This is a genomic window from Mesorhizobium sp. M0174 (assembly GCF_040322275.1).
In the GTDB taxonomy this organism is placed as follows: domain Bacteria; phylum Pseudomonadota; class Alphaproteobacteria; order Rhizobiales; family Rhizobiaceae; genus Mesorhizobium.
Genome location: NZ_JAMYTB010000003.1, coordinates 383,508 through 399,070, shown reverse-complemented (window position 1 = coordinate 399,070; position 15,563 = coordinate 383,508). Strand labels below are relative to the sequence as shown.

The following is a 15,563-nucleotide window of genomic DNA, read 5'->3' as shown; positions in this document are numbered from 1 at the left end:
TTCGAGGCGATCACCGTTCGCCATGTCGAACGAGGCGCCGTGCCACTGGCAGACGAGCTTGCCGTCCTTGCAGTCGAGCGGACCACCGAAATGCAGGCAGACGTTGGCGGCAGCGCGGATACGCTCGCCGCTGCGGTAGACATGGACCTCGCGGCCGAAGAACGGAGCGATCAGGCTGCCTGTTTCCGGAACGTCGGCGATCCTGCAGATTTCATACTTTCATCGGAATTTGCCTCTCGTGATTGATGCGACTGCATCTATATAGATGCATTTGCATCGATCGTCAAGCTTGATGCAATTGCATCTATCCCCTACGATGCAATCATGACCGGGATTCCTACACCTCCAGCAATCAAAGCCTGGGCCCGCCTGATGCGGGTTTCGCGCCAGTTGTTGGAAAGAGCCGAGGACGCGCTGAAGGACAGTGGCCTGCCGCCGCTTGCCTGGTACGACGTCCTGCATGAGCTTGCCGAGGCGGGCGAGGGTGGATTGCGGCCATTCCAACTCACCGAGCGCACCCTGTTTGCGCAGTACAACATCTCCCGGCTGCTGGCGCGGCTGGAAGCCGACGGGCTGGTCGAGAAGCTTCCCGTTGCCGATGACGGCCGCGGGCAAACCGTTCGTGTCACCGACAAGGGGCGCGAGACGCGTCGCCGCATGTGGGCTGTCTACGGCCGCTCGATCGCGGAGTTGGTCGGCTCCCGGCTTTCCAATGATGAGCTCGATGCGCTGTCAGCTCTGCTTGGGCGCCTGCGAGTTCCGCCCGCCCTGGAGTGACACGCCTTCATGGCGAAGATGCGCCGATTGGCGAGGTCAGGCACTGCCCCAGAGGAATGCCAATGTCGCCAGAACGCCAAGCCCGACGCGGACCATATGCAGATTGCCCCATTTGACGATCAATGTCCGAGATTCAGGATTGATGGTGTTCGCGTCCATCGCCTCCAGCAACCTATTTGCCGGCATCATCACCAGCAGCGTCCATGGCCAGGGCAGGATGATCAGCACGGCGCCGGCCAGGTAAGCGAGACTGCCGGTCAGCCACCACGCGACGAGGCCCAGAATACAGGCGATGACGGCGATCGAAGCCTGCATGGCCGCGCCGCGCTTGTAGGAAGGCTGCCATTCCTGCAGCAATGCCTTGTCATCGAGGCGAAGCCGCGCCGGCTGCTCGGCGACGCTGACGTAGATAGCCGCGCCCGCGAACACTGCGGTAACGGTCAAGGCAAGCAATCCGGCGAGCATGATCCGTCTCCCGTGATGCCCCGCATGGAGCAAGCTATAGAAATAAAGGCTTGCGCCGGGTCGGGCAATACGCCATAAAGCCGAACCGTAACGTACGGTACGCCGTCGAGTTCGTACCTAAACTGCGGTGAGTTCGCTTCCTGAGGAAAGACCGTGTTGCACGCTGTGACCGATATAGACACCAGCGAGACGCTGACGGAGCGGCAGAAAGCCGTGCTCGACGCTGCCCTTCGCCTGCTGGTCGAAGAGGGCGATCAGTTGACCATGACCGCCGTGGCGCGGCGGGCGAGCTGCTCGAAGGAGACGCTCTACAAATGGTTCGGCGATCGCGACGGGCTGTTGACGGCAACGGTGCAATGGCAGGCGTCCAAGGTGCGGGTAGTGCCGGTTGATCGCAAGGGGCTCGACTTTGCTTCGCTGACGGGGAGCCTCGAACGCTTCGCTTCGGACTGGCTCAAGGTAATTTCGAGCGACACCTCGATCGCGCTGAACCGGGTGGCGGTCGGCCAGGCTAGTTCGGGGAAAGAGGATCTCGGCGCCATCGTGCTGGAGAACGGCCGCTTCGCACTGGCCAGGCGCCTTAAGCCGGTGCTCGAGGCAGGCAAGGAAGCTGGTTTCCTCGAGTTTTCCGATGCTGAGACGGCGTTCCGCACCTTTTTCGGGCTGGTCGCCCGTGACGTGCAGATCCGCCTGCTGCTTGGCGACCGGCTGGAATTGACTGATGCGGCGATCGGCGGCGATGCCGTCCGGGCGACGCAGCAGTTTCTCGCTCTTTACAGGGCAAAAACCGGGCCGCAAGGCCTCTGAATTCAAAACGGGAAGGAAGAAAAATGCGTGTCTATTACGATCGCGATGCCGATCTCAACCTGATCAAGGGCAAGAAGGTCGCCATCATCGGCTATGGCAGCCAGGGCAGGGCGCATGCGCTCAACCTCAAGGATTCCGGCGTCAAGGACATCGCCATCGGCCTCAAGGCCGGCTCGGCGACCGCCAAGAAGGTCGAGGCCGACGGGCTCAAGGTGATGAGCGTGGCCGATGCCGCCAAGTGGGCCGACCTGATGATGATGGCCACGCCCGACGAGCTGCAGGCCGACATCTACAAATCCGAGATCGCGCCGAACATCCGCGATGGCGCAGCGATCGCCTTTGCCCACGGCCTCAACGTTCATTTTGGCCTGATCGAGCCTAAAGCCTCGGTCGACGTCGTGATGATCGCGCCGAAGGGGCCCGGCCATACGGTGCGCGGCGAATACCAGAAGGGCGGCGGCGTGCCGTGCCTGGTCGCGGTCAACCAGGATGCTTCGGGCAATGCGCTCGATCTGGCGCTCTCCTACGCCTGCGGCGTTGGCGGCGGCCGTTCGGGCATTATCGAGACCAATTTCCGCGAGGAGTGCGAGACCGACCTGTTCGGCGAGCAGGTCGTGCTGTGCGGCGGTCTGGTCGAATTGATCCGCGCCGGCTTCGAGACACTGGTGGAAGCCGGCTACGCGCCGGAAATGGCCTATTTCGAGTGCCTGCACGAGGTCAAATTGATCGTCGACCTGATCTACGAAGGCGGCATCGCCAACATGAACTACTCGATCTCGAACACCGCCGAATGGGGCGAATACGTCTCGGGCCCGCGCATCATCACCGCCGAGACCAAGGCCGAGATGAAGCGCGTTCTGAAGGATATCCAGACCGGCAAGTTCACCTCGGAATGGATGCAGGAATACCGCGCCGGCATGTCGCGCTTCAAGGGCATCCGCCGCAACAATGACAGCCACCAGATCGAGGAAGTCGGCGCCAAGCTGCGCGCGATGATGCCGTGGATTTCCAAGAACAAGCTGGTCGACAAGGCCAAGAACTGAAGGAAATTCACATTCGTTTCGTTGCGCGTCCTCAGGCTTCGCGCTGCGGGCGCGCGGGGGATTTCCAAAACAAGCTGGTCGACAAGGCCAAGAACTGAAGGAAATCCACATTCGTTTCGTTGCGCGTCCTCAGGCTTCGCGCTGCGGGCGCGCGGGGGATTTCCAAAACAAGCTGGTCGACAAGGCCAAGAACTGAAGGAATCCACATTCGTTTCGTTGCGCGTCCTCAGGCTTCGCGCTGCGGGCGCGCGGGGGATTTCCAAAAACAAGCTGGTCGACAAGGCCAAGAACTATCGCAATTTCATTGCCGATCAAGAAAGGCCGGCGGAGCGATCCGCCGGCCTTTTCGCATAAAGATTGTGTGGTTCCCACGCTTGTGGACAGGCGCATTATCCTCATCACCGTGGTATGCCTGTGCGGGGCATGGCACAGAAGTGCCAAAGGGGGCTGAGACTTGGAACTCAAATTTCTGTTGGTCGGGTTTGCCTGCGCGGTTGCCGGCATGCTCTCCCTCGTCACGTTCCTGAAGTGGTGGGAGGTGAGGGCGGTCAGCCGCTGGTCTCCGACGCTGGGAAAGATCGTCTCGTCGCGGGTCGAGGCTCGCGAGGTGACCAGTTCGGGATCCGGTTCGGACAGCAGAGGGTCGACCGAAATGCGCAACTTCCCGGCGATCACCTTCGAATACAAGGTGAACGGCAAGACATTTCGCAGTTCGCACTACAGCGTGCAGGAGAACCTTGGAAACTTTGCCGTGGCGGAAACCCTTGCGAAATTTCCAAACGGCTCTGGCGTAACCGTCTTCTACAATCCGGCCGATCCAGCCAAGGCCGTGATCGAACGCACCATGCCCGAAGGTTCCTTCAAATTCATGGTCCAGCTTTCGGCTGGGCTGGTGGTTGGCGCGCTGGTATTGGTCTTCTCCGTCGGCGGCGCCCTGGAAGCGATCCGGCCGTTTTTGCCCAAGCCGCAGAACCTCGGCGCCGCGGCCCTGCTGCTGTTCATGGGATTGTTTGTCCTGCGCATGGGCTTCGCCCAGAAGTCACTAGCGGAACAGGCGGCGAAATGGCCCATCACGGCAGGACACATCGATGCTTCGGGCTTGCAGAAATTTGAGACCCGCGACAGGTCCGGAGGCGGCTATCGGCCCTGGCGAACAGTCTTCAAATCCCGCATCGTCTACAGCTATAGCGTCGCCGGCCAGCGCTACGCCGCCGATCGCATCGCTTTCGGCGCAAACGTGACGGCTTCGCTGCCGAGCCTCGTCAGCGGCCAATCACGGCGCTACCTCGAGGGCGACAAGGTCGAAGTCCACTACGATCCCGCCAATCCGGCTGCCGCGGTTCTCGAATGCAGGGTGAGTGGGCTTTGGCTTCTGTGGGTCTGCGCAGTTGGCTTCATAGGTGGAGCCGCGCTGCTTGTGGGGGTGATCTAAGGCTGAAGCTGCCGTCCTCGACGCTGTAGATCCAGAGGAAGGGCACTTGTCTTCAGCACCTGACAAGAACTCCGCTGTCGAAGCCAGGCCATGTCAATCTCACCGTCGCCCCGTCGACCACAATATGGATGACACGGGAGAACGGCTCTTCCGCCGACGGGTCGGATCCGTAGCATTGGCTGGCCCGCGCCACCCAACCCGTGGGTGTCTTGAGAAACATTGCGTGTTCACAGCCGAGAGCAGGGACCGACAGCGCATCGCGGTACAATGTGTAGACAGTCTGGCGTTGAACATCCGCAACGGCGGTGCAGTTCGATCTGTCCCGGGACCATGTGCCGACATAGGGTTCCGTGGCAAAGGCGCTCCCGCACGAAAATGTTGAGATCGAAATGAGCATCAAGAGATTTCGGATCATCGATTCTTTCTTTCGACCATGACATCGGCCATGCTAAAGCATCGATGCTTAGACTTCACAATGATGCTGCTCCAGGGACTTAAATGATCATCCGCAAAGCAGCAGCTATTTTTCTGGGCATGCTGAGCCTGTCGCAAGCAGCGAACGCAACAGAATGTTCGCTCAGCCATGCGACCTATCGCGAGCCGCGCTCGGGAGCGACGATACAGTTCCGGCCCACAGACAACGAGCCGGCTGCGCTGACGACCGAGGTCTTTTCGCTGATCGTACCCAACACCGACCTTCGTCTGCCGTCGGACATCACCTGGACCAATGGCAAGTACTCATTTCCTGTGGGTACGATCCGGCACACCTGCACCGACGACGATCGCGAGGCGGGTCTCGAGGACGGCACCGGACTGTGCAGAGTGTGGGATGGGCAGGTCTATGCGTTCAATGCAGGCGGTGCCGAGCAGCTGAGTTCCCGCGAAGCCTCGCCGGCACCGGCAGGGTTGCTGTTGCCTGACTTCGGCGCGATTTTTATCGAATGGCCCGATTTCGCCAAAGCCAATCCCGACGGCGTGGCTTGGGATGCCTTTACGTTGACGGGTTGCAGCGATGAATAACAAGAGTCTGCCGGCCTGTATCTGCACCCTGTCGGTCCTTGTGGCCATGGCCACGGGGGCTGGTGCCGACCAAAGCAAGCCGTCGCGTCCACCTATCGATAAATGCAGCTGGGAACGCTTGGCGGACAGGGATGTCGGGCTGGCTGCCTGGGTACAGCGCTGCGATTTCGGTTTTCGCCGGATTCATTTCGAGCTTGGCGGCAATGCTCTTGCCATCAAATACAGCGATGGCGGTTCGGCCGATCCCGTCGTCGAAGTCTTCGATATGCTGCCGGGCGAGGCCGCCGATGCTGCGTTGCAGCGCATTTTTACGCAGAAGACCGAGAAAGCCATCAGCACACGTTGCGTGCTCACGCCTTACACCGACGCGGCGACGCCCGCGCGCATCCTCCGGTATGTTTTCAGTCCCGATGCCGCCTATCGTGAGGAATTGAAGACCGTCGCCAACCCTGACGAGGTCGGCGAACCGCCTTGCGGCGAATGGGGCGAAGCCCCGGACGGCATTCAGTATTTCGAGGTGCAATCACCCGAACTGCGAAAGCTTCTATTCGTTCGCGTCGGCCAGGATGAGCCGCTGTTTGACGAGCAGACACTGCAAGTCCTGCCACCCGGATAGCGCCGGTAGATATCAGCCGTAGTGCCAACTGGGCTTTGGTTCGGTGCCGGTGAACATCACGCCGATGCGGTCCTCGCGGCGCCAGCGGACCACGGCCTTGTAGGCGATGCCGTCGGTCGGAACATAGAGCAGGAACTCATCGGGCACGCGCGCGTCGATCGAGACCTTCAATTCGGCGCCGCCGGCATGCATGTTGCGCAGCGTGCATGTGACCTCGGAATTGGTCATGCCGGTCAGGATCGTTGCGCCCTTCAAGACGCGCTGCCGGCGTTTGTCCCTCTGTTCGTCCTCGGCCATCGCACGCAATCCAGCCATTTTTCGCGTCTCGGGCGTTCTGATCGGGAGGATTATTAGACCTGCCTGATAAAAATAGCGTTATCAGCAGTCGGGACTGGGAGATGTTCGCGGTTCCTGGCTGGAAGAAAAAGGCGCCGCGAAGCACGGCGCCGAACGATGCTTGTTGTCGGCCTGCTTACCTATAGGGCGAGTAGCATTGCTGGCGCGGCCCGTAATAGGGCTGGAAGGTATTGTCCCAGGCGCGGTACGACCGGTAGCGATTGTAACACCATTGGACATGTGCACTGGAAAGCCGCCCTGCGCGATAATAGCGGCGCGGTGGCGGCGCGTCGTAGTAGTTGTAGCTGTTGTACAGGCTGCCAAGGCCGAGCCCCAGGCCCAAGCCAAGAATCGCGGCACCCGCACCATCATCATAGTAGCCGCCGCGGTAATGGCGGCGATGGTGGCGCCAGCGCCAGCTGTCGTCCCAGCCGCCATTATCCCAGTGTCTCGAAAAATGACGGCCGCGGAAATTGTGGGACCGCCATCTCCAATCGTCGCCGCCGTGCCATTGCCGAAAGCCGCGATTGCGCCAACGCCAGATCTGCCTGTCATTGCCGCCTGCCCAATCTTCACGAATTTGCACGATGTCGGCAGCATTGCCCGCCACCGGCAGCAGAGGTTTGGGTATTGGCCCGGCAAGCGAGGGGGACGAGAGGCCGGTGATCAGACCGAGGGCCATCAGCCCGGATCTGACAGAAGATAAAAAGAGCGGTTTCATCGCACTCTCCGAAGATTCAGGCCCCACGCCCAGAATACCCCGGGGAAGGGCCTATTGATGGAACTTTCCATCTGAACGGAAGATGAACAAAAAGGTTCCGTCAGCCATAGCGAGCGCGCGATCAAGCAGAGCCGCCTGATTTCTGCGCCCTTGTTTTCGGGCGCGCTTGCGGGCAAAGGTCAAAGCCATGTCGCTGCGCCTTGCCACTTTCAACGTCGAAAACCTGATGAACAGGTTTGATTATTCCGGATACCGCAATCAGCTCAACGAAGATCGCACGCTGGCGCTTTTCGACATTCAGAGCGAGGCCGAATACAAGATGCTCGAGCAGGCGCGGGCCATCGCGCAGTCCGACGACACGCGGCAGTTGACGGCGCTGGCGATCGCGGCCACCCGCGCCGACATCATCTGCATGCAGGAGGTCGACAATATCGAGGCGCTGAGGGCCTTCGAATATGGCTATCTGTTCAAGATGGTGGGGCAAGGCTACCGGCAGAAATACACCACCGCCGGCAATGATTCGCGCGGCATCGACGTCGCCGTGATGATGCGCAACGAGACCGCGCAGGGCCAGCCGATCGAATTCGTGCGCATGACCAGCTACGCCTATGTCACGTTCGAGCAATTCGGGCTGCACACGGCGGAATTGGCAGCACTTGGACATCAGGCCAATGAGCGCATCTTCCGGCGCGACTGCCTGGAAATCGATCTGACCGTGGCTGGCGCGCCGTTGACGCTCTATCTCGTGCATTTCAAGTCGATGGGCTCGCCCCGTAACGGCCTCGACGGCCGCGAGGCGACAATGCCGCTGCGCACCGCCGAGGCGCAGGCGGTGCGCCGGATCATCGAGGAGCGCTTCGGCAAGGACCATGCCGCCGACAAGCGCTGGGCAATCTGCGGCGACATGAACGACTACCGGCAGCGCGTGAAGATCACTGGCGATGTTTTCGACGGCTATCGCTTCGAGGTGATCGACGAGACCCGGTCCTGCATCGACGTGCTCACTGCCGGCGGTTTTTGCGAAAACGCGGTCGAGCGGCGGCCGGAAATGGACCGCTGGACTTTCTATCACACGCGCGGACCGGAAGAGCGGCATCTCTGCCAACTCGACTACATCCTTTTGTCGAGGGCGCTAGCCAGGCAGAACGCCACCGCCGTTCCCGATATCATCCGTAACGGGCAGCCTTGGCGCACCATATTTCCGGCAGGCCAGGAGGTCGAGCGCTTCCCACGCGCCGGGTGGGACCGGCCGAAGGCATCCGACCATTGCCCGGTAGCAATTGCCCTCGACATGGCGTGAGACAGGCGTGAGTTTCGACCTGCCGCGCAATATCATCCTGCCGGTCGATGCCATCGACGTCAGGCTCGATCCTGGCCTGCATCCGTTCGAGCGCGATAATGCCGAGGCGATCGCGGCGAACTGGCGGCGTGAGACCGCATCGAAGCCGGCGCTTTTCGACGGCACCGTGGTGCTGCTTTCCGCACTCAGCTACCGCGACAATCGCCTCGTCGGCCGCTGCCATGCGGTGCGGTATTCGACCTTCATGCTTTGGCGCAGCAATAGACAGGTGCCTGGCGCCGAACATGCCTACGCGCACGCCATGCTGGTCGCTGGCGACAATGCGCTGGTGGCGATCCGCATGGCGCCGCATACGGTCAATGCCGGCCGCATCTACTTCGCCGCCGGTTCGTTCGAGCCCACCGATTTCCGCGACGGCCTTGTCGACGTCGACTTCAACATGATCCGCGAGGTACGGGAGGAAACCGGCCTCGACCTATCAGGCGCGACACGCGGCAGGCGCCACTACGCCCTGTCGACGGCAAGCGGCACGGTGATCTTTCGCCGCTACCGCGAGACGGCCTCCGCCGACGACCTGGCACAGCGGATCCGCGCTTTCGTCGCGGCCGAGTCAGAGCCTGAAATCGAAGGTCCTGTGATCATCCGCAATGCAGCCGACCTGCCGGACGGATTGATGCCGCATATGAGACCGCTGATCGAATGGCACTTCGCGCAAGGATTCCGACTCTAACGTCGCGACCTGCCTTCAATAGCCTTGCGGTCGCTGCGGGCAGCGACAAAATACAGCAGCACGCCGAGACCCAGGAGTGCCCCCATGGCCGTTCCCATCGTCTGCCCAATTACCTGCTGGAAGTCAGCTGTGACGCGATCGGGATTATCCATTCCATAACGGATCAAATTCCACCAAAGCCCTGCCAATGCGGCTTCGACGATCACCATCGCCAGAGCCAGTCGCCCTCTCTTGCTCATCCATTGTTCCCCCTTAGTCCCCAACAGCATTGTTATCATTGCAGATTGTGCTGCGACAAGGGCAGGTTGCTTATAAAATTGGCAGCGTCGCGAGGCGACATTTGCTGCAACGCTCTATTCATGCCTCAGCGCGTCGATGGGGTTGAGCCGTGCGCCGCGCAGCGCCGGGAAGAAGCCGAACACCATGCCGATCAGCGCGGAAAAGCCGACCGCAAGCAGGATGACCGCCGGGCTTGGCGCAAACGGGATCGTCAGCGTCAGCGAGGCGAGGCCGGCCAATGCCAGGCCGATCAGGATGCCGATGATGCCGCCAAGCAGCGACAGCACCGTCGCCTCGACCAGGAACTGGATGAGGATGTGCTTTTCGTGGGCGCCGATGGCGAGCCTGATGCCGATCTCGCGCGTGCGCTCGGTTACCGACACCAGCATGATATTCATAATGCCGATGCCGCCGACGAGCAGGCTGACGCCGGCGACGGCGCCGAGCATGCCAGTCATGGTGGTGGTGGCGCTGGCCATGGCATCGGCGATCTGGGTCATGTCGCGGATCGAGAAATCATCGTCTCGGTCGGGCGTGATGCGGCGTGTGTCGCGCAAGATGTCCTCGACGCGCTGCTGCAGCACCGTGGTTGGCGTACGGTCGTCGGCGGCGACATAGACCGATTCGATGTCGCGATTGCCGGCAATGCGACGCTGATAGGCGGCGAGCGGCATCAGCACGACATTGTCCTGGTCCTGGCCGAAGCCGGTATAGCCCTTCGGTTCGAGCAAGCCGATGATCTTGCAGGAGGTGCGGTTGACGCGGATGATCTCGCCTTCGGGGTCACCGGCGCCGAAGAACTGCTGGCGCACCGTCTCGCCGATGAGGCAGACGCCGGTCCCCGAGCGGGTTTCCGAATCGCTGAACGGGCGGCCCGAAACCAGCTTCCAGTCGCGAGCCTCGAGATAGGCGCTGTCGGTGCCGGTAACGCCCGAGGTCAGGCTTTCGGTGCCGAAAATGACGCGCACCTGCTTTTGCGACGCCGGTGAGATGGCGCGCGCGCCGTCCAGGTGCGCGACAAGCGCTGCAAGATCTCTGTCGCTCAGCGGTCGGACGACCTGATCGAGCCCTCCAGGTCCGCCAGGCCCCGCCGGACGGCCGGAACGAATGACGAGCAGGTTGCTACCAAGCTTGGAAATATCGGACTTGACCTTCTCGGTGGTGCCCGAGCCGATGGTCAGCATGGCGATGACGGCGGCAACGCCGATGACGATGCCGAGCAGCGTCAAGAACGAGCGCAGCACGTTGCGGCGGATGGAGCGGAGCGAGAGGCGGACGGTTTCCCAGATCATGGCTAGGCCATCTCGAGATTGGCGGTATCCGAGGCGACATGGCCATCGAGGAAACGGATCGTGCGCTGGGCATAGCCGGCAACATCGGCTTCGTGCGTGACCATGGCGATGGTCAGGCCGAGCTCGCTGTTCAGCTGCGTCAGGAGCTCCATGATCTCGTGCGTGCGGGCGGTGTCGAGATTGCCGGTCGGCTCGTCGGCAACGAGCAGCGTCGGCCTGGTGACGATGGCGCGGGCGATCGCCACGCGCTGCTGCTGGCCGCCGGACAGCTCGGCTGGCGTATGATGCTCGCGGCCGACAAGGCCGACCTCGGCAAGTGCCTGCATGGCAAGGCCGCGGCGCTCGCGGGCACCTACGCCGCGGTAGATCAGCGGCAGTTCGACATTCTCCGCCGCCGTAGTGCGCGGCAAGAGATTATAGCCCTGGAAGACGAAGCCACATAGAGATTGCGCAGCTGAGCACGGCGGTTGCGGTCGAGACGGCCGGCGTCGATGCCTTCGAAGCTGTAAGTCCCAGCGGTCGGCGTGTCGAGGCAGCCAATGATGTTCATGGCCGTCGATTTGCCGGAACCGGATGGGCCCATGATGGCGACGAATTCGCCGCGTCTGATTGCGAGGTCGACGCCGGCCAGCGCATGCACCCGGGCTTCGCCCTGGCCATAGCTTTTCCAGACCTTGTCGAAGCCTATGAGCGTGGTCGCGACCGATGCCACGATCAACTCCGCTGCTGCGAGGCGGTAATGACTTGTGCGCCTTCCTCCAGGCCGGAGACGATCTCGGTCAGTTCGCCGTCGGTCGAGCCGACCCTGACGTTGACCGGATGCGGCCGCCCATTCTCCAGCACGTAGAGCGTGCGCGAGCCGTCGGTGGGCTTCGTCGCCGCCTGGTGCCGGCGGTTGCCGCCGGGGCGTCCCATGCGGCCGGTGAACAGGTCGGTGAGGCTCCAGCCGCGCTCCGCCGTCTGGGCCGGCCGGTAGCGGAAGGCGATCGACGGCACGGTGAGCACGTTCCTGGCCTGCTTGGTGACGACCGAGACGGTGGCTGTCATGCCGGGCCGCAACAGAAGTTCGCTGTTGTCGACATCCAGCCTTGCATCGTAAGTGACGACGCCGTCGGTGGTGACCGAGGCATAGGAGATGTCTCGGATTTCGGCGTCGAACGGCCGTTCCGGGAAGGCATCGACGGTGAAGCGCGCATGCTGGCCGGGTTTGACGGCGCCGATATCGGCCTCGTCGACCGCCGCCTTCAACTCCATGTTCTTCAGATCGGCGGCGATGACGAACAGGACTGGCGCCTGCAGCGAAGAGGCGACCGTCTGGCCGGGATCGACCGAGCGCGTCAGTATGATGCCGTCGATCGGAGCGTAGATGGTGCTCTTGGCAAGATCCGTCTGCTGCGCCTTGAGATCGGCACTGGCCATGGCGAGGTTGGCTTTGGCAATATCGAGCGCCGCCTTCGAGCGGTCGCGCGTGGCGGTTGCCGCTTCGAGCGACTGGTCCGTCGCCATGCCGCGCTTGGTCAGTTGTGCCGCGCGCACCAGCGCCTTTTCGTTTTCGGCCAGGGTCACAGTGGCGTCCTCGACGCTCGCCGCCGCTGCCTTGGCGGAGGCCTGGGCGCGCTCGATCTGCACCTCCAGCTTTGCGGTGTCGAGCGCAGCCAGCACATCGCCCTTCTTCACCAGCTGGTTCTCGTTGACCGAAACCGAGCGGACGACGCCGGAGAGTTCGCTGGAAATATCGACCTGGGTGAGGGGCTGCAGCGTGCCGGTAGCCGAAACCGCGACGGTAAGGTCGGTCATGGCGGCCAGTGTCGTGGTATACTCGATCTTGGCGGGCGAGCCCGCATACCAGGGGTAGCCGACGACACCCGCGGCCACTGCGAGTAGCGCAAGCAGCGCGTAAAACCAACCGCGACGGCGTTTTGTCTTCAGGCCCTGGTGGTCGAGCCCGAGCGCCGTCTCGATGGCGGAAGCGGATTCCGTCTTTGGCAGATTGACAATCTGGTCCACGCCGGCCCCCTATGTTCAGTGATTTCCCATCAGTGCACAAATCAGGCCTTATGGTTCGAAATTCAAATTAAATTTCGCCCATGTTGGGAATGAGGCAGAGGACTTACTGAGATGCAGCCGCGGAATTACTTACTTTACGACGTATTCACCACCAACCGGCTGGCGGGCAATCCGCTGGCCGTGGTGCTCGACAGCGACGGGCTGGACCTTGCTGCGATGCAGGCGGTGGCGCGCGAGTTCAACCTGTCCGAAACCGTCTTCGTGCTGCCGCCTGATAATCCCAAGCATCGGGCCCGCATCCGTATCTTCACACCCGACTATGAAATGCCGTTCGCCGGCCACCCGACCGTCGGCTCGGCGATAGCGCTCGCCGAAATGGCGGGAGAGGCCGCCGGCATCTTCGTGCTCGAGGAGAATATCGGCCCGGTGCGCTGCGCTGTCAGCAAGCACGATGGTTCGACCTTTGCCGAGTTCGACCTGGCGAAACTGCCGGCGCAGCTGGAATTGTCGGCCGCTCCCGAGGCGATCGGCGCGGCCCTTGGCCTTGGGCCGCACGAGATCGGCTTCGAGAACCACCGCGTTTCGTTCTGGTCGGCTGGAGTGCCCTACGTGACCATCCCCGTCGCCAATCTGGAGGCGGCCGCCCGGATCAGGCTGGACAACCAGGCGTGGTCGGAGTTGGCACCACGCAAGAGCGAATGGGCCTTCGCCAGCCCCTATGTCTATTGCCGCGAGACGGTGCACCATGACAGTGCCTTCCACGTCCGCATGATGGTGCCCGGCAATCCGTCCTACGAAGACCCGGCGACCGGATCAGCGGCGGCCGCGTTCGCCGGCGCGATCATGCATTTCGACGGCCCGACAGACGGCGTTTCACAACTGTGGATCGAGCAGGGGCTGGAGATGGGCCGGCCTTCGCGCATTCGCCTCGAACTGAATGTCGACGGCGGCAAACTGGCCGCCGCCCGCATCGGCGGCCATGCGGTGAAGGTGGCTGAAGGCAGGCTTTTTGTTTGACGACCTCGGCACTTCGGCGATTTGTCGGGAAATGAATCCCACGGGGCTGGACATGGCGGATGGCGGCGGCTATATGCCCGCCAACGCCGGTTTTTTACCGGCCGAGTGGGTGCGTAGCTCAGTTGGTAGAGCAGCTGACTCTTAATCAGCGGGTCCACAGTTCAATCCTGTGCGCACCCACCAAAAATCTCCAGGATTTGGTGGAAAGACCTTAGAACGAGCCGGTTTCATTCACCGCGCTCGTTTCATCAACTTTGGGCTGCCTTTGGAGTCCGATAGTCTTTGGCGAGGCGTGCTCTTAGCTCGCAGCGCTCGCAGCCGACTGGATCAAACGCTGCGATTGCCGCGCCCGAAAACGCGGCTCAGAAACTTGCCGAACCGAAAAGCGATGCCATTGTCAGCACTCTGACGTCTGTCAGCATCAACATCGGCTTTTCCCCCTGAAAAGTCGCTGATAAGCACCAGAAGAAGATCAAGAAAAGGACGAGAATCGCGGTGTCGATCGGACCGTAGCTGGAATATCTGCCGCGCGAAATCAGCGCACCGCTACCGACAATGAGAAACGCAGCAGAGTAGGCGGGGTGAAACTTTTTCATCCCACCAGATTATCTGAGAATCATCGCGAACGGAAGCTGCTGCCTTAGTGGATCGAGTTCATACTTAGTGGATCGAGTTCATAGGCCGTATCCGATTACTTCTCCGAAACACCAGCCTCCGCAAAACTTGCCATCCTGGCATGGCATTCGAGTGCCGAGCGGACGACGTTGACGGCGAGGCAGGCGCCGGAGCCTTCGCCGAGCCGCATGCCGAGGTCGAGCAAGGGCGGCAGGCCGAGCGCCTCCAATAGACGACGGTGGCCGGATTCGGCCGAGACATGGGCTGCCAGCGTGTGGGCGAGGCCAGCAGGGTGCAGCGCTGCCAAAGGTGCCGCTGCGGCGGTGCAGACGAAGCCGTCGAGCAATACCGGCACGCCGAGATGACGCGCAGCCAGCGTTGCGCCCAAGATCGCCGCAAGCTCGCGGCCGCCGAGGGCCGCCGCTACCTTCAGCGGATCGGCCAGCGCCGGGGCGTGGCGCTTCAGGCCGGCCTCGATGGCGACGATCTTGCGCACGAGGCCGGCATCGTCGACGCCGGTGCCGCGCCCAGTCCATCGTTCGGCGCCGCCGCCGAACAGCGCGGTTGAGATGGCCGCCGCCGGCGTGGTGTTGCCGATGCCCATTTCGCCGAAGCAGACGAGGTCGAGGTCCTTGCTGACCGCGTCGTAGCCGGCCGAGACAGCGGCGAGGAAGGCCTCGTCGTCCATCGCCGGCTCTTGCGTGATATCGCCGGTCGGATGATCCAGATCAAGCGGGATGACGTCTAGCTCCGCGCCGGCGATGCGGGCAAGCTGGTTGATGGCGGCGCCGCCGCCGGCGAAATTCGCCACCATCTGCACGGTGACCTCCGACGGGAAGGCCGACACGCCTTGCGCGGTGACGCCGTGATTGCCGGCGAAGACGAAGACCTTGACACGGTCGAGCTTTGGCATGTCGCGGCCCTGCCAGCGCGCCAGCCAGGCGACTATTGTCTCCAGCCGGCCAAGGCTGCCTTGGGGCTTGGTCAGCGTGTCCTGGCGGCGGGCGACGGCATTGGCCGCGGCGTCGCTGCCAATGGGCAGGCCGAGGCAGGCGGCGCGCAGTTCATCGAGCGATTTGAAAGGCATGGGGGCAAAATCTCCGAAA

General features: G+C 62.2%; 18 protein-coding genes, 1 tRNA gene and 2 pseudogenes. 10 read left to right on the top strand and 11 right to left on the bottom strand.

The genetic code is table 11. From position 1 onward, the window contains the following. Positions 1–45 precede the first annotated feature (45 nt). Positions 46–171, bottom strand: a pseudogene (locus NKJ13_RS08520) (Rieske 2Fe-2S domain-containing protein); the annotation flags it as partial. A 153-nt stretch (positions 172–324) separates the two neighbouring features. On the opposite strand from NKJ13_RS08520, the gene NKJ13_RS08515 reads away from it, so the two are divergent. Further along, positions 325–777 carry a MarR family winged helix-turn-helix transcriptional regulator gene (locus NKJ13_RS08515; RefSeq protein ID WP_352509627.1) on the top strand — a complete coding sequence of 151 codons (453 nt, stop codon included), beginning with the start codon at positions 325–327 and terminating at the stop codon, positions 775–777. Between the two features lie 36 nt (positions 778–813). Here NKJ13_RS08515 and NKJ13_RS08510 read toward each other — a convergent pair whose 3' ends face one another. Then, positions 814–1,242: an anthrone oxygenase family protein gene (locus tag NKJ13_RS08510; protein WP_352739921.1), complete on the bottom strand. Its 429-nt coding sequence runs from the start codon at positions 1,240–1,242 to the stop codon at positions 814–816. A gap of 153 nt (positions 1,243–1,395) precedes the next feature. On the opposite strand from NKJ13_RS08510, the gene NKJ13_RS08505 reads away from it, so the two are divergent. The 5 genes from NKJ13_RS08505 to NKJ13_RS08485 all read left to right on the top strand — a co-directional run bounded on the left by NKJ13_RS08505 (position 1,396) and on the right by NKJ13_RS08485 (position 6,160). Further along, positions 1,396–2,049, top strand: a complete 654-nt coding sequence (locus NKJ13_RS08505) for a TetR/AcrR family transcriptional regulator (RefSeq protein WP_352739919.1) — start codon at positions 1,396–1,398, stop codon at positions 2,047–2,049. Between the two features lie 23 nt (positions 2,050–2,072). Continuing rightward, on the top strand, positions 2,073–3,092 hold the full coding sequence (gene ilvC, locus NKJ13_RS08500; protein ID WP_023676662.1) for a ketol-acid reductoisomerase: 1,020 nt from the start codon (positions 2,073–2,075) through the stop codon (positions 3,090–3,092). A 454-nt stretch (positions 3,093–3,546) separates the two neighbouring features. Further along, on the top strand, positions 3,547–4,524 hold the full coding sequence (locus NKJ13_RS08495; protein ID WP_352738753.1) for a DUF3592 domain-containing protein: 978 nt from the start codon (positions 3,547–3,549) through the stop codon (positions 4,522–4,524). A gap of 498 nt (positions 4,525–5,022) precedes the next feature. Continuing rightward, a complete protein-coding gene (locus NKJ13_RS08490) occupies positions 5,023–5,544 on the top strand; it encodes a hypothetical protein (protein WP_352738750.1) in 522 nt (173 codons plus the stop codon). A 118-nt stretch (positions 5,545–5,662) separates the two neighbouring features. Further along, on the top strand, positions 5,663–6,160 hold the full coding sequence (locus tag NKJ13_RS08485) for a hypothetical protein (protein ID WP_352509637.1): 498 nt from the start codon (positions 5,663–5,665) through the stop codon (positions 6,158–6,160). Positions 6,161–6,172: 12 nt separating this feature from the next. Here NKJ13_RS08485 and NKJ13_RS08480 read toward each other — a convergent pair whose 3' ends face one another. From NKJ13_RS08480 to NKJ13_RS08470, 3 genes are all read right to left on the bottom strand, one after another. Continuing rightward, positions 6,173–6,457 carry a PilZ domain-containing protein gene (locus NKJ13_RS08480; protein WP_352509657.1) on the bottom strand — a complete coding sequence of 95 codons (285 nt, stop codon included), beginning with the start codon at positions 6,455–6,457 and terminating at the stop codon, positions 6,173–6,175. A gap of 175 nt (positions 6,458–6,632) precedes the next feature. Beyond that, positions 6,633–7,217 (bottom strand): BA14K family protein, encoded by a 585-nt coding sequence (locus NKJ13_RS08475; RefSeq protein ID WP_352509639.1) that lies wholly within the window; start codon positions 7,215–7,217, stop codon positions 6,633–6,635. Between the two features lie 51 nt (positions 7,218–7,268). Beyond that, positions 7,269–7,406 (bottom strand): hypothetical protein, encoded by a 138-nt coding sequence (locus NKJ13_RS08470; RefSeq protein WP_254820699.1) that lies wholly within the window; start codon positions 7,404–7,406, stop codon positions 7,269–7,271. On the opposite strand from NKJ13_RS08470, the gene NKJ13_RS08465 reads away from it, so the two are divergent. Together NKJ13_RS08465 and NKJ13_RS08460 are read left to right on the top strand one after the other, a co-directional pair. Further along, entirely contained in the window at positions 7,405–8,517 is a 1,113-nt protein-coding gene (locus NKJ13_RS08465; protein WP_352738748.1) for an endonuclease/exonuclease/phosphatase family protein, read from the top strand. The two genes, NKJ13_RS08470 and NKJ13_RS08465, sit on opposite strands and share 2 nt — an antisense overlap. Positions 8,518–8,524: 7 nt before the next feature. Continuing rightward, positions 8,525–9,247 carry a hypothetical protein gene (locus tag NKJ13_RS08460; RefSeq protein WP_352509643.1) on the top strand — a complete coding sequence of 241 codons (723 nt, stop codon included), beginning with the start codon at positions 8,525–8,527 and terminating at the stop codon, positions 9,245–9,247. On the opposite strand, the gene NKJ13_RS08455 is transcribed toward NKJ13_RS08460, so the two are convergent. The 4 genes and pseudogenes from NKJ13_RS08455 to NKJ13_RS08440 all read right to left on the bottom strand — a co-directional run bounded on the left by NKJ13_RS08455 (position 9,244) and on the right by NKJ13_RS08440 (position 12,825). Then, positions 9,244–9,486 carry a hypothetical protein gene (locus tag NKJ13_RS08455; protein WP_352477528.1) on the bottom strand — a complete coding sequence of 81 codons (243 nt, stop codon included), beginning with the start codon at positions 9,484–9,486 and terminating at the stop codon, positions 9,244–9,246. The genes NKJ13_RS08460 and NKJ13_RS08455 overlap by 4 nt on opposite strands. A gap of 114 nt (positions 9,487–9,600) precedes the next feature. Further along, entirely contained in the window at positions 9,601–10,818 is a 1,218-nt protein-coding gene (locus NKJ13_RS08450; RefSeq protein WP_352738745.1) for an ABC transporter permease, read from the bottom strand. Between the two features lie 2 nt (positions 10,819–10,820). Then, positions 10,821–11,530 (bottom strand): annotated as a pseudogene (locus NKJ13_RS08445) (ABC transporter ATP-binding protein). A 2-nt stretch (positions 11,531–11,532) separates the two neighbouring features. Then, positions 11,533–12,825 (bottom strand): efflux RND transporter periplasmic adaptor subunit, encoded by a 1,293-nt coding sequence (locus NKJ13_RS08440; RefSeq protein ID WP_352738743.1) that lies wholly within the window; start codon positions 12,823–12,825, stop codon positions 11,533–11,535. A 111-nt stretch (positions 12,826–12,936) separates the two neighbouring features. Here NKJ13_RS08440 and NKJ13_RS08435 point away from each other — a divergent pair, with 111 nt between their 5' ends. Beyond that, positions 12,937–13,842 carry a PhzF family phenazine biosynthesis protein gene (locus tag NKJ13_RS08435; protein WP_352703610.1) on the top strand — a complete coding sequence of 302 codons (906 nt, stop codon included), beginning with the start codon at positions 12,937–12,939 and terminating at the stop codon, positions 13,840–13,842. A 107-nt stretch (positions 13,843–13,949) separates the two neighbouring features. After that, positions 13,950–14,025, top strand: a tRNA-Lys gene (locus NKJ13_RS08430). Positions 14,026–14,204: 179 nt separating this feature from the next. Here the strand turns inward: NKJ13_RS08430 and NKJ13_RS08425 are convergent. Further along, positions 14,205–14,438, bottom strand: a complete 234-nt coding sequence (locus NKJ13_RS08425) for a hypothetical protein (RefSeq protein WP_352703612.1) — start codon at positions 14,436–14,438, stop codon at positions 14,205–14,207. A 95-nt stretch (positions 14,439–14,533) separates the two neighbouring features. Next, positions 14,534–15,544 carry a nicotinate-nucleotide--dimethylbenzimidazole phosphoribosyltransferase gene (gene cobT / locus NKJ13_RS08420; protein WP_254818086.1) on the bottom strand — a complete coding sequence of 337 codons (1,011 nt, stop codon included), beginning with the start codon at positions 15,542–15,544 and terminating at the stop codon, positions 14,534–14,536. Between the last annotated feature and the right edge of the window lie 19 nt (positions 15,545–15,563).